Here is a 13,729-nt window from a genome sequence, read left to right as displayed (position 1 = left end):
ACGTATGCGGGAGTTGACGCGGATTAAGGAGTTTTAGGCTGCGTGCAACATCGTTGTGCTTGAAATTGTAGTCGGTGGACCCAAAAAAAAGCCTCGCTGAGAAATCAACGAGGCTTAAATACTGGTCGGAGTACAAGGATTCGAACCTTGGACCCCCTGGTCCCAAACCAGGTGCGCTACCGGGCTGCGCTACACTCCGAATTTAATTCGCAATTGATGAAAATCAAATGCCAATTTTGATAAAACTAAAAAGGATCGCCGATTTCTCAACGATCCTTAAATACTGGTCGGAGTACAAGGATTCGAACCTTGGACCCCCTGGTCCCAAACCAGGTGCGCTACCGGGCTGCGCTACACTCCGAGAAGCGAGATAATACTTCGGACGGCAATTCTTGTCAACCGCCTTCAATTCGCATTGATCAGCGGCGATGCATGCTTTCAATGGATTAAAGGGTAAGCTGGCTTTCAAAGTGACGTGATTCGCCTGTAATTGGATCGGTAAATGCAATGGATTTTGCTAATAATTTCAATGGCTTTTCAAAATCATCACTCCCGTGAGGTAAGGCGATCGGATAAAACGTATCGTTGATAATAGGCGCACCCAAACTGGCAAGATGCACTCTCAGTTGGTGTTTTTTTCCTGTCCGAGGACGCAATTCATACATTGAAAAAGCACCGCGCCGCTCAAGTAAATGTATTTGGGTCTCGCTGTTGGCTTCACCAGGCACTTCTTGCATGACAAAAAATTGTGGCCCCTCAACCAATCGACTCTTTTTCTGAAGAGGAAACGAAACATGATCCAAATGTGGCGCAAGCGCGTGATACGTCTTGTCGATTTGTTGATGTTGAAATAGAACCTGATAGGCGCCACGACTCTGTACCTGTTTTGAGAAAAGCATGATGCCTGCCGTCTCTCTGTCTAGTCGGTGTAAAGGCGTGAGGTGGTCGATTTGTGTGCGTCTTTTGAGGCGGACAAGCAAGGTTTCTCGGAGATAGCCTCCGCCTGGGGTAACAGGTAGAAAATGCGGTTTATCGACGACTAATAAATGCTCGTCTTGAAATAAGATGTGCTCGCAAAATGGAATCTTTATTTCATTGGGGATCTCCCGATAATAAAATAAACACATGCCACGCTTGATCTGGCTAATTGGTGACAAAAAATGCCCATTGCTGTCGCAAACTTCACGCTTTTGCATGCGTTCAGTCCATGTTTCTAATGACACTTCTGGAAAATAGTCACATAAAAATTCTAATGCATTCTCCCAGTATCCCTCCGGCACCCACACAAAGCTTGCACTAACGCCATCGCGGGTCGGAAGAGGGGGAGGCGGTTTGCTTGGCATGGGCATTGAAATAAAGATCGTGAAGCGTATTTTTGCGAATACATTGCATGTAAGACGGAAGCCAAAATGGCACGATATTGTAAACCTAGACTTCATTGACGCGATGTGAATTATTGACTTGTTTGGAGGATTTCATTGGATGGGGATGGCTAATCTTGCCGTGAAATTTATTTTGAAATCAAATTTGCTAGCGCAACTCAGTGTGAATGAATACTCACCTAGGTATCATCAATTTCTCGAAGGCGTTAAAATAACGTTTTTGACTTTTATGTGATATTTGATTGTCTGTGCAAATAACTTGCATCGATTGAAATCACGCCAGCTACCAATGACCGTCTCTCAACTTCCTTTGCCAACGAGCCCTGTACGTACGCGATTTGCACCAAGCCCCACGGGTTATTTGCATGTTGGCGGGGCTCGCACCGCCCTATTTAGCTGGGCATTTGCGCGCCATTTTGGTGGCACTTTTGTGTTACGAATTGAAGATACGGATTTGGAGCGTTCCACTCCAGAAGCAGTGCAAGCTATTTTAGATGGCATGGACTGGTTGGGCTTGCAACACGATGAAGGCCCTTTTTACCAGATGAAGCGGATGGACCGTTACCGCGAAGTTTTGACAAAAATGTTGGCAGATGGCACTGCCTATCATTGTTATTGTTCGACAGATGAAGTCGAAGCAATGCGCGAACGTCAACGTGCAGCGGGTGAAAAGCCGCGCTATGACGGGACTTGGCGTCCAGAGCCAGGTAAAACATTGCCCGCTATTCCTGCTGATAGAAAGCCTGTGATTCGTTTTAAAAATCCTATCGATGGAGAAGTAACTTGGCATGACGTCGTTAAAGGCACGATTACTATTGCTAATCGTGAGTTGGACGATTTGGTAATAGCACGTCCTGACGGCACACCGACCTATAATTTCTGCGTCGCAGTGGACGACAGTGATATGCAAATCACGCACGTGATTCGAGGTGATGATCATGTTAATAATACACCACGTCAAATCAATATTTTGAACGCGCTCGGCGCACCCTTGCCGTTCTATGGACATGTTCCGATGATCTTGGGCACAGACGGTCAGAAACTCTCAAAGCGTCGCGATGCGGTAAGTGTGATGGACTATCTGGATAAAGGTTTTCTTCCTGAAGCATTGCTCAATTACTTAGCACGCCTTGGCTGGAGCCACGGTGATGACGAAGTTTTTAGTATGGATCAAATGATCAGTTGGTTTGATTTAACTCACCTGTCTAGCTCTGCTGCGCAATTTAATCCAGAAAAATTGGCATGGTTGAACAATCATTATATTAAAGCAGCAGACAATCAACGATTAGCGGAATTGATACGTCCAGCGATGGTGAGTGCAGGTGCCGTGTTTGAGTCTGCCCCCGACTTGAGTTTAGTGATTGCCTTGCTTAAAGAGAGAACAAATACGACAGTTGAATTGGCACAAGCAGCCATGTTGTTTTATCGTCAGCCTGCACCGGATGCTGCATTGCTTGAGCAACATATCACGGATGCGATCCGCCCTGCCTTGCAGGAATTCACGACTAGCTGTGCCACTGTTGAGTGGAGCAAATCCGCAATTTCCGCAAGTATGAAAGAAGTCCTCGCGAAACATGGCCTGAAAATGCCACAATTGGCGATGCCTTTACGATTATTATTGACGGGCCAATTGCAAACGCCATCGATTGATGCAGTCATTGAATTGTTTGGACGTGATGTGGTGTTACAGCGCTTACAAAAAAATTAAACATCTCGGTTCAAGTTGCCCTCTAGCTCGTGTTAAAGAGGGTAATGCGCTTTACAATCAAAGCCTAAACTTGCTATACTCCGGCTTCTGTTTTGTGCGGGGGTATAGCTCAGTTGGTAGAGCGCTTGCATGGCATGCAAGAGGTCAGCGGTTCGATTCCGCTTACCTCCACCACGATGTAAGTAAGATTGGCTTCATCAAGTTTTTTTAAAAAATTTTTTAAAAAAACTTGCCAGATTGAAGAAATTGAGTATATAATGTTGGTCTTACTTGATCGCAAACGCAAAAAAGTAAAGCAGTAAAAAGTAGTATAAGGTCAGTAACAAGGACAGATTTCTGTCCCCATCGTCTAGAGGCCTAGGACACCACCCTTTCACGGTGGGTACGGGGGTTCGAATCCCCCTGGGGACGCCAGATAGAGCCGCTAAGTTAAAGAACTTAGCGGCTTTTTTTATTTACGAAAGAAAGACGAGCATGCTCGTCTGGGGGATTTGAAGGGAATCGCTTGCAAGCGATTCAGCGGCCTGCGCTTGTGTAGGCGAATCCCCCTGGGGACGCCAGATAGAGCCGCTAAGTTAAAGAACTTAGCGGCTTTTTTTATTCCAGCACGATGTGCGAGACAATACGAATGCGGTATCTTACGCGGAGTTGTATTGATCGAGGCATTGGTAAAGCGACTTTGCCTTATACAGACGAGGGTGCTCGACTCTATTGATGACCTCTTCGGCAAAGATTTGGTGACCATGTTTTGAGTGAAACTGGGAGCGTTGTTTCATCTCTATTAGATCGTCTTCGCTGATGTCGATGCCGATTTGTTCCAAAAGGTTATCCCAAATAATTCCTGGAAGTTGGCGATAATGGATGAGTTGAAGGGCAAATTTTTCGTGTAGCTGAATCGCATTTTGATAGAGCGCGCTCAGTACAGTTAGGCAATATCCATCAAGGTCATGAGCCTCAAGATCAGTCTCGTCGATTAGAAGATCAGTTAAATCAATTAATCCAGGTACCATCTGTGGCCCGCGACTTCTCTGGTGCGAAGCCAGCACTGCTTGCGGTTCGCGATAGAGAAAGATACAGGGCACCTTGGGGAAGGCGTTTTGTACGAATGCTAGATAAGGCAGGTGCCAACTATCCAATTTAATCACTAGATGGCGCTCGCTAGCAAATCGGCGTTGACCTAAGGCTGCAATCAGATCTCGGAAAATTTGTAGATTTTTTTCAGTTGGTTCTGAAAAATGTCGGAAGAATGCATCAATGACTGGTGGTTCAGAGAGGACAATGCAAGTTTCCAATCGACTTAACATCTGTGTCATCAAGGTCGATCCACAACGCGAAATATGAAAAACAAATAGGCTAGGCTGAAGAAAGTTCGAGATGTGGGAAAGCCTTGCGAGATCTGTTTCGGTAACACGACGTAGATCTCGTTCTTGATTTGAAAGCGTGTCTTGAAAAAAGGATTCTGTGAAGCGAGTACTGCCCATGTCCCGCCAAGACACGCGAGAAGGATTTGTTCTGATGGATATCGGATACCAATTCTGCATCGTCTCTAGTTCAGCGGAATTCACTGACGAACCCTGTAGGAGACGACGTTCAAACATATTAAAACTGTGATCACGATGCATGCATGTCCTCCGATTTATCGATGATAGAGGTGTAGGATGGGTACGGTTTTACCGAGCTATCTGCAATGGTTGGAAAGTTTGAGATAGATGTCCTAGTGTTTGAAAAAGGCGAGTGTTTGTGGTTGATTCAACCGGCTGGGGCGACGAAGCGATGTATCCACAAAGTATGAAGACTACGCTCGCGCTTTATTGCGCATTGCACCTACGGAGCTTCATTTGATGTACTCATTCGATGGAATCACTCAATTCAGGAGCAGGAATCATTGCGGAGATTTGATCTCCGAGAACTTCGTAGGCACTTTCGCGTTGTTACGTTAAACTCGCCAACTCGACGGATTCTTATCTTTGTCTATCAACATATCGGCTCAGTGAGCCTTGAGAAACACTCACATCAAAATAATATCGTACTGCTCCTGATGAAACACATTCTCAACCTGCAGTGAAATCGGCTTGCCAATAAAATCGCCTAGCATCGCCAAATGCTGCGATTCTTCCTCTAAGAACATATCAACCACTACTTGTGACGCCATAATGCGGAATTCTCTTGGGTTGAATTGTTTGGCTTCGCGCAGAAGTTCACGCAGGATTTCGTAACAGATAGTGCGGGCAGTTTTGACTTGGCCTTTGCCGCTACAGGCAGGGCAGGGCTCGCATAGAACGTGTGATAGTGATTCGCGCGTACGCTTGCGGGTTACTTCGACTAAGCCTAGTGCTGAGAATGTCGAAACCGAGAGTTTGGTACGGTCGCGCGACAGGGCTTTGTTGAGTTCAGCGAGAACGGCATCTTTATGTTCCTGACTTTCCATATCGATTAAGTCGAGGATGATGATACCGCCTAAATTGCGCAAGCGTAGTTGGCGCGCAATCGCGAGTGCGGCTTCGAGATTGGTTTTGAAGATGGTATCGTCAAAATTGCGACCCGCGACAAAGCTACCTGTATTGACATCGATGGTAGTCATGGCTTCGGTTTGATCGATGATTAGGTAGCCACCTGACTTGAGATTGACACGACGACCAAGCGCGCGTTCGATTTCTTCTTCTACGCTGTATAGATCAAACAAAGGGCGCTCGCCCGTGTAGTGCTGTAGCTTGGGCAGGACGGAGGGTGTGTAGGTGCGGCCAAATTCTTGAAGCATCAAGAAATTTTCACGCGAATCTATCTGTATACTGCTGGTCTCTTCATTGACGAAATCACGTAAGACCCGTTGCGCTAAATTGAGATCTTGATGCAGTAGACTGCAGGGTGGTTTGGTCTTCGCTAATTTGCTGATGGTCGACCAGGTTCTGCGTAAATATTCAATATCCGTGCGCAAGTCTTCTTCCGACGCATCTTCAGCCATGGTGCGTACAATAAAGCCACCTTTTTCGTCTTCTAACATTAAGCCTTGTACTTTGGTGCGTAGAGCTTCGCGTTCTTCTTCGTTTTCAATTCTTTGTGAAATGCCGATGTGAGAGTCTTGCGGCAAGAATACCAACATCCGACCTGCAATCGAGATTTGGGTGGAAAGACGCGCGCCCTTTGTGCCTATTGGATCCTTCACGACCTGTACGGTGATTGCCTGACCGTCAAATAAGAGTTTTTCGATTGGCGTGAGTGGAACACTATTTGGATTGCCTTCGTGCCCTTGCGGACGTGCATCCCAAATATCGGCGACATGCAAGAACGCTGCCCGTTCGAGACCGATGTCGATGAAAGCAGATTGCATACCGGGTAAAACGCGCACCACTTTGCCTAAGTAAATATTGCCGACTAGACCGCGTGATAATGTCCGTTCTATATGTAACTCTTGGACCGCACCCTGAAAAATCAGGGCCACGCGAGTTTCCTGTGGCGTGACGTTGATTAAAAGATTTTCGCTCATGGTTAAGTTCTGAATAGATTTAAGAAATGAATGCTGAATTCCGCAAAACGACTAGTTCGGCTCTAAGTGCTCCAATTGTGCCAATAAGTCGGTCGTTTCAAATAAAGGAAGTCCCATAATGCCTGAATAACTACCGCTAATATGTGTAATAAAGCGAGCTGCGAAACCTTGGATGCCGTAGCCACCCGCCTTGTCGTAAGGCTCGGTGCTATCGCAATAGGCTTTGATTTGTGCCTCATCTAGGTTTGCAAAACTCACCTCGGACTTTTGCGTACATTGCAGGAGGTGGTCATGATATTTGACCGCGATACTTGTTAGTACTTGATGGGTATTCCCCGAAAGTTTGCGAAGCATGCTGATTGCTTCGTTTCTATTTGCGGGTTTGCCTAAAACTTCTTGCTGGATGATCACGCTGGTATCCGCTGCTAGGACAGGATGAGCAAGCAGACGTCGACTACGTATTGCTTGCCACGCCGCAATTGCTTTTTCTTGCGTCACTCTTGAGACATAGATTTCTGGTGCTTCACCTGGTAAAACGAGTTCGGTGACGTCTGGACCACGGGGAGGAGAATCTCGTAGAAGTAAGACTTCGAAATCGATGCCGACTTGGCGCAGTAATTCACGTCGGCGAGGGCTTTTCGACGCGAGATAAATTTTTTTGTGTTGCGGCATAACTTCAATCCTGATGCGGAGCTTGGCGGCTGTCTACAATAAGTCTTTGATATCGATTGGCAACGGAAATCGAAGACGGAGACCAAGCGATAGAGTTGTTCCCCTTATAATACACGCACCATGCTCTGTGGCAAAGGAAAACGAAGAGGGGCATACGACCATTGTAGCCGTTCGACCTACTGCCACAATTGATCGACTAGACTCCGGCAGCTAGTCTCGGTTCAAATCCCATTGTCGATTTCATTGAGTACTGCGAGTGTATAAAGACTATGTTCAAAACTCGCTCAGGATTTACTCAAAACTTGCCTATCTTTCGTAACAAATGCGTTACTGACCAAGAGATGATGGTTTTGTTTTTTTAGTCTGGAAATGCAGTCAACTAATTAACAAATGCTTGTGGCCACTGCGCCGTCTCTGTTCGTCGATGAATAGTTCGGGCGGAAAAAGGAATGTGATTTATGACGAGTAAATGGTCATTTTCAACTCGTCAAGACTTGCATAGATCGTGCTGATCTCGCCTAATTCTACTAGACCCGATGGTAAGGGTGATTTTGGGTAATCGACCAAGCACGATATAGTTGTTCTGCTAATAGTACTCGTACCATGCCGTGGGGCAAAGTTAGGCTCGAAATTCGAATTAATCCATCCGCTTTTGCTTTAAATTCTGCGTCCAAGCCATCAGCACCACCAATGACGAAAACTACATCGCGCCCATCTTGTTGCCAATCTGTGAGCTGCTTTGCCAGTCCAACTGAGGTTAAATCTTTGCCACGCTCATCGAGCGCGATAATCCGTGCATTTTTTGGAATGACCGCCTCGATTTTTTCCTTCTCAAGTGCCATGACCGTTTCGGCAGTCTTACTACCCGAGCGCTCGATTGGTTTGATTTCTTTTAGATGAATGCGCGCCTCGGGTGGCATGCGTTTAGCATATTCTTGGAAGCCAGTTTCTATCCAAGTGGGCATTTTGTGGCCAACGGCGGCGATGATCAGTTGCATGATGGACAGAGTTCAAGACAGGATGCGTGATTATACTGGAGCCAGCTTGCAGATAACAGTCAAGCATGCTGCCGAAACGTATTGATGCGTTCACGCAAAAGGCATACTGTTTGGGTCTTAAAATAGAAAATAATTGAAGATCGATGTAGTCGCAGTATTTTGGAATTGGTAGCCCTAAATATTAAGAAAATGCCATGAGTGGCATTCGCACCTGTATGACATTACCTTCGGGATCATTTCCGTCGCACGCGCAAAAATTCTCGCTAGACCATTCATGTTCTTTTGATTTAATTCTGCCACCAAGTTGTTCCGCAAGTATGCGTACTTCTTCAATCTGTGCAACTGGCAAACATAGTTTGGTATAAGAATCTTCACGAACAACAACTGGACTGATAAGGTCTTGTTGATCTTGGTTTTCAAGCTGTCCATAGGCATGGAGTATAAGTTCGAAACCAGGTAGCGCAAGAATGGCATAGTTTGGGCCAGTATCTTGAACGGACATTTTGGCGATGGTCGCGTAGAAGACGGAGAGTCGTGCGACATCTTCGACGAACAACACTAGAGCAATAGACGGCATTGAGGGTATTAAAGGCATGGGCAGATCCTTATCGATGAATCAAGGTGATAGTCTATTGATCATTTGCAAATACTATATCTTGAATTGATTGCTGCATGTTGAACAAATGCGTGCTAACGTCGAGTCCCAATTCGGGTGAATGGTTTTGAGGTCGAATCTAAGTCGCATCGAATAGTGAGAAACTCACGATAATCGGGTGAATTTGCTTTGTCACAGGGGAGGATCTTGCGAGTGAAGAATTTTTTTGCGACTATGCGTCGAATCATGTTCGCTTTTGTCACTTCGATGGCCGCACACTCTGATGCTGCGGATCGTTTTGTGATTGATCCTAGTCACACGTATACCGTGTTTGAATATTCGCATTGGGGTTTAAGTTTACAGCAAGGACGATTCGATAAAAATTCGGGATGGATAGAACTCGATTTGGATAAAAAGACCGGTAAAGTTCAGATTGAAATTGAAGTCGCATCTGTCAATACCGGTAGCGCTTTGTTTGATACGGCATTACGTTCCGCCTCTTTTTTTGATGTTGATCGATTTCCAAAAATTCGATTCGTGTCGACCAATTTAAATTTTGATGAGAATCAAAATGTGTTCAGCATGGAGGGAGAGTTGACGATAAAGTCGGTAACGAAAAAAGTATTGTTTGAACTTAGTCATTTTCGTTGTCGCTTTATGCCGCTTTACTTGAAGTCAGCTTGTGGTGCAAATGGCTCGACAAAAATTCTACGCAGTGAGTTTGAGGTCGGCCGCTATACACCTTTCGTGAGCGATGAAGTCACTTTGCATTTTGCAGTGGAAGCCATTAAGGATTGATAGGGAAGTTCAAGCATACCTATTGAATACGTGGTTCCGCATGTCTTCAGAATGGGACGGATGAAAATGATGGTGCAAGTTTTGCTGAGAATGGAAAGCCGACAGTGCATAGATCAAACGGCAATTCCTATCATCAGCTTCTTTCAACATGTTTGTTCCAAAATCGAGGCGAACTAGATGATTGGAATTCGTTTCCCGATCTGCATCACTACTTGCTTAGGACATGCTTGGCGAAATTATCTAAGATTGCTTGCCAACCCGCACGTTGCATCTCAATAGGATAGGTGTCGTCAGGATCAAATTCTTCTTCGATTTTTGTGCCTCCGTTTTCCTCTAGAAAGCGAACCAAAACTTTTCGGCCGTCATCCAATTCCATTTCAATCAAGGCATATTGTGAAATGTGGGTATAGCGACCGACAAAGTCAAATCCCATACTGCCATCTTTCGCTTCCATTCTGCTCTTCAATTCTCCACCCACTTCGAGATTGTTTTCGCAACGCGTCGTGTGCCAATCTGCGCTTGCCGTATTCCATTGCATGACATCTGTCGGATTGATCCATGTATCCCAGCATGTCTTAATGGATGCTGGGACCTTGATTGAAACCTGAATACGCATGGTGATTCTTTCGATAAGTGGTTAAGTGAGACTTAGCCGCGAACGGTTTGAGGATGACGGTTACGGACTAGGTCTTTGGTTTTCGATTGCCATGGGAAAGATATGTTAACACTGCCCTTGAGTTTCTTCAAAAAAATTCATTGTTAAAAAATACACCGAAAATAAGAATTAATCTATTAGCATTAATTGTTGATTAGCGTCTTCTTAGTTGAAGATGAGATAAATTTAAAGACTATTTCGTTGTATTTGAGGTAAACATATTTTAAATATTTTAAAAATATATTTAAATTCGCTTGCACGAAAGCGACAAGTTATACATTTTTCATAATGAAATAGCTTGTCTATATTTAAATTTAAAAAATAACTTTCATGCAAAAAGTATTGTTAATTCATAAAAAATAAACGTGGCATTGTAAAACGATATTCATTATCTAAATTGTCATATAAGTCTTCACTTAAAGTAGAAACAACAAGGAGTTATTTTGCAAAAACAAATTAAATTAAAGACCCTCGCCGCAATGCTGTCGCTGTCTTTTGGCACAAGTGGTGTTGTTTGGGGGCAGGACGCAGTCAAAGTGAGTGTTGATGAAAAGAGTCAAGCACAACGTATCGTCGTGACTGGCTCAAATGTGAAACGTATTGATGCGGAGACGGCCGCACCCTTGCAAATCATTACCAAAGCAGAGATTCAGCAAAGTGGTGCGGTGACCGTCAAAGAAATTCTTGAGTTATCGACCTCAAATGATCGCTCTGCGATTACCGATTTGACTGGCGCTAATTCGTGGGCAAGTGGTGCATCCGGTGCATCTCTGCGCAATTTAGGTGTGAACGCCACTTTGATTTTGATTAATGGTCGCCGCCTACCCAGCTTTGGTTTTGCTGACGGATTACAAAATACTTTTGTGAATGTTGATGCGATTCCCGCATCCGCAGTCGAACGTGTCGAAATATTGCGTGATGGTGCTTCGGCGATCTATGGCTCCTCCGCGATTGCTGGAGTCATCAATATTATTACCCGCAAAGATTTTAATGGCGTACAGGTGAGTGCTAGCAAACAGCAATCAGTGAATAACCGCGAGTTGGGAAATCAAAGCTTTGCGAATATCTCGGCTGGTTATGGTGATATTAATCAAGATGGGTACAACGTATTCGCTAGTTTAGATTTGTACAAGCGCGGAAATTACAGTGATGATTTTGTGAATCGTCGTTTGCCTGAATGGTATTTGAAACTGAATCCATCGCGCGATACCGGAAAAATTGATTCTCTGTCGACGGGGGCTTTCCCTGGCAATTACACCGGTCGATATCCTAGTAATTATTCTGATCCTAAATTAGCAGGTACTCGTATCAGTGTAGCGATGCCAGGTTGTGCTGCCGCGAATCTGATTGATGGATTGTGCCGCTACAACTATTGGAAGGATAGTGATGCGATGCCCGGCGCCGAGCGTGCCGCATTGTATTCCATGGGAAACCTGAAGATTTCAGAGAATCTAGCTGTTTGGGCAGAGTTGCAACTGGCCGACACTAAATCGACCTACAACACCGCGATTCCGCGTAGTAACGTCACTGGTTCAAGTTTGTCATGGTACGACTCCTTAAAAGGAGAATTGCAGTATTTTGTCGATCCCTATTTGCCAGTGGGGCATCCGAACAATCCGTATTCATTTCCTATCGGACTGAATTATCGTTTCGCAGATTATCCCGATATGTTTAAGAATATTGGTGGCTCACAGCAATATCGCGCTGTCGCTGGCGTGGTCGGTACGACAGCAGGTTGGGAATGGGATGCTGCAGTTGGCTACATGGGTGGGCGCGCGCATCAACGACAACAGTTATATCGTGATCGCTATGGATACTATGATGCTATCGTGAAGGGTGAGTATCAATTTGGTCAGAAAAATCCGCGTTCCGTGTTGGATAAAATGTTTCCTTTGATGGGATCAGATGGTCAATCGACAGAATCTTGGCTTGATTTTAAAGCGAGCCGCGACGTCATGAACTTGGCAGGTGGACCAATGACCTTGGTGTTTGGTGCCGATCTACGCCATGAGACGTTCAAGCATAAGAGCATGGATAATATCTTGCAGGCTAGAATTGTCCAATACAGTGGGGTATCGATCGATGGTGCACGCAATGTGAGTGCGGCTTTTGCAGAATTGAATGCCCCAATTACAAAAAAATTGGAATTAGACTTTGCTCTTAGGGCAGACAAATCTGGCCCCACCAATTTGGAAATCATTCCAAAAGCAAATGCAAGCTATATGGTATCTGACCATCTTAAACTTCGTGGCACGATGTCACGTGGATATCGTGCACCGAGCTTGCCAGAGACGGGCAATGGTGGCGCGTCTTGGTTCACTGGTGGGGATGACCCGAAGCGTTGTGAGATGGCAAACAAAATTTATGATGCCTTGATGCTTGGTGATGCAACGGATCGTTCAAATGCTTTGACAGCGTATTACTCTGGTTGTGAAACTGGTTTTCCATCAACCGTCACACCGAATGAAAAATTGGAGCCGGAGCGTTCACGTATCTACAGTCTTGGATTCGTGCTGCAAGCAAGCAAAGACACGTCAGTGACTTTGGATTACTGGAATGTTGCACGGTTTAATGAAATTGCAGTACGAGGATCTGATTATCTGTTGGCACACGAGGACAGCCAAGCTGGTTTGGTGGTGCGTGGCGCACTCTCACCGCAAGATCTAGAATTTGGTCAACGCGCGAGTCAGCTAGCTGGTGTTCCTCTGGGATTTACGGTGGGTCCAGTGCAAGGTGTGCGTGATCAATATTCTAATATTACCCAAACCAAAGTAGCGGGATTAGATTTCAGTGTGCGTAGTCATTGGAATCTCGGAGGCTATGGACGATTGACGACCAATCTTGAATCAACGGTGCAGATTGACACCCGCTACTTTGAGACGGATACCCAAAAATTCAGCGAAAACTATGTTGGCTATCGATACAATCCACGGGTTGTTAGCAATGTGAGCGCAAACTGGTCAAAAGATGTGTGGAGTTTGGGGGCACGTGGTTATTTTCAAAGTGCACGCAAACTTGCGTGGGGTGCAAACGACACAGTAAATAGTATCGAAGCGTGTGCGAACCGCAAGGTCAGTGCGCAAGGATGTCAGCTCGGCGTTGATTTCACTGTGGACTTGTATGGTTCCTATTCAGGATTCAAAGACCTGCGCCTTGGTTTCAATCTGTTTAATCTGATGAATCGTCAGACACAAGTAGAGAATCGCGCTGGCGGCCCCTTGCCGTTACGCGGCACGGCCTTGAAATTGTGGGGCGAATATAAATTCTGACGCAAGATCGATGCTAGCGAGATTGATTTGTGGAATGCTGTTTCGCTTGCGTTCTAAAAGAGTCGATCACGCAGCGTTAAATTCTGCACTCCGTATACATTTCAGTATTTGAAATGGAAGAATCCACTAAGCGACATCTTAGTGGATTTTTTTTGTGTGGAAATGTCT

Annotated in this window: 10 protein-coding genes and 4 tRNA genes; 5 read left to right on the top strand and 9 right to left on the bottom strand. The window is 45.3% G+C overall.

Annotation, left to right across the window (positions count from 1 at the left end; translation table 11 throughout):
• Positions 1–122: 122 nt before the first annotated feature.
• The 3 genes from KDM90_RS05800 to KDM90_RS05790 form a co-directional block, all read right to left on the bottom strand.
• Positions 123–199, bottom strand: a tRNA-Pro gene (locus KDM90_RS05800).
• A gap of 85 nt (positions 200–284) precedes the next feature.
• A tRNA-Pro gene (locus KDM90_RS05795) sits at positions 285–361 on the bottom strand.
• Positions 362–446: 85 nt separating this feature from the next.
• Positions 447–1,343 (bottom strand): pseudouridine synthase, encoded by an 897-nt coding sequence (locus tag KDM90_RS05790; RefSeq protein ID WP_230409632.1) that lies wholly within the window; start codon positions 1,341–1,343, stop codon positions 447–449.
• 328 nt (positions 1,344–1,671) lie between these two features.
• Between KDM90_RS05790 and gltX the strand changes: the two genes are divergently transcribed.
• The 3 genes from gltX to KDM90_RS05775 all read left to right on the top strand — a co-directional run bounded on the left by gltX (position 1,672) and on the right by KDM90_RS05775 (position 3,504).
• A complete protein-coding gene (gltX, locus tag KDM90_RS05785) occupies positions 1,672–3,090 on the top strand; it encodes a glutamate--tRNA ligase (protein WP_212674656.1) in 1,419 nt (472 codons plus the stop codon).
• Positions 3,091–3,188: 98 nt separating this feature from the next.
• A tRNA-Ala gene (locus KDM90_RS05780) sits at positions 3,189–3,264 on the top strand.
• Positions 3,265–3,428: 164 nt separating this feature from the next.
• Positions 3,429–3,504: transfer RNA gene (locus tag KDM90_RS05775), tRNA-Glu, on the top strand.
• A gap of 224 nt (positions 3,505–3,728) precedes the next feature.
• Here the strand turns inward: KDM90_RS05775 and KDM90_RS05770 are convergent.
• The 5 genes from KDM90_RS05770 to KDM90_RS05750 all read right to left on the bottom strand — a co-directional run bounded on the left by KDM90_RS05770 (position 3,729) and on the right by KDM90_RS05750 (position 8,839).
• A complete protein-coding gene (locus KDM90_RS05770) occupies positions 3,729–4,712 on the bottom strand; it encodes a hypothetical protein (protein WP_212674655.1) in 984 nt (327 codons plus the stop codon).
• A 386-nt stretch (positions 4,713–5,098) separates the two neighbouring features.
• Positions 5,099–6,574 (bottom strand): ribonuclease G, encoded by a 1,476-nt coding sequence (rng, locus tag KDM90_RS05765; RefSeq protein ID WP_212674654.1) that lies wholly within the window; start codon positions 6,572–6,574, stop codon positions 5,099–5,101.
• A gap of 51 nt (positions 6,575–6,625) precedes the next feature.
• A complete protein-coding gene (locus KDM90_RS05760; RefSeq protein WP_212674653.1) occupies positions 6,626–7,246 on the bottom strand; it encodes a Maf family protein in 621 nt (206 codons plus the stop codon).
• A gap of 527 nt (positions 7,247–7,773) precedes the next feature.
• Positions 7,774–8,244 carry a 23S rRNA (pseudouridine(1915)-N(3))-methyltransferase RlmH gene (rlmH, locus tag KDM90_RS05755; protein WP_212674652.1) on the bottom strand — a complete coding sequence of 157 codons (471 nt, stop codon included), beginning with the start codon at positions 8,242–8,244 and terminating at the stop codon, positions 7,774–7,776.
• Positions 8,245–8,425: 181 nt separating this feature from the next.
• Entirely contained in the window at positions 8,426–8,839 is a 414-nt protein-coding gene (locus KDM90_RS05750) for a hypothetical protein (protein ID WP_212674651.1), read from the bottom strand.
• 213 nt (positions 8,840–9,052) lie between these two features.
• On the opposite strand from KDM90_RS05750, the gene KDM90_RS05745 reads away from it, so the two are divergent.
• Complete coding sequence (locus KDM90_RS05745; protein WP_329605298.1) at positions 9,053–9,637, top strand: YceI family protein; 585 nt, start codon at positions 9,053–9,055, stop codon at positions 9,635–9,637.
• A gap of 208 nt (positions 9,638–9,845) precedes the next feature.
• Here the strand turns inward: KDM90_RS05745 and KDM90_RS05740 are convergent, their stop codons facing one another.
• A complete protein-coding gene (locus tag KDM90_RS05740) occupies positions 9,846–10,253 on the bottom strand; it encodes an SRPBCC domain-containing protein (RefSeq protein ID WP_212674650.1) in 408 nt (135 codons plus the stop codon).
• A 482-nt stretch (positions 10,254–10,735) separates the two neighbouring features.
• Between KDM90_RS05740 and KDM90_RS05735 the strand changes: the two genes are divergently transcribed.
• Positions 10,736–13,561 (top strand): TonB-dependent receptor plug domain-containing protein, encoded by a 2,826-nt coding sequence (locus KDM90_RS05735; RefSeq protein ID WP_212674649.1) that lies wholly within the window; start codon positions 10,736–10,738, stop codon positions 13,559–13,561.
• The last annotated feature ends 168 nt before the right edge of the window (positions 13,562–13,729 follow it).

The sequence above is a fragment of the Affinundibacterium fentianense genome, from assembly GCF_018139545.1.
GTDB lineage: Bacteria > Pseudomonadota > Gammaproteobacteria > Burkholderiales > Burkholderiaceae_D > Undibacterium > Undibacterium fentianense.
The sequence above is the reverse complement of the archived record's forward strand: the minus strand, read 5'-3'. Positions and strand labels throughout refer to the sequence as shown.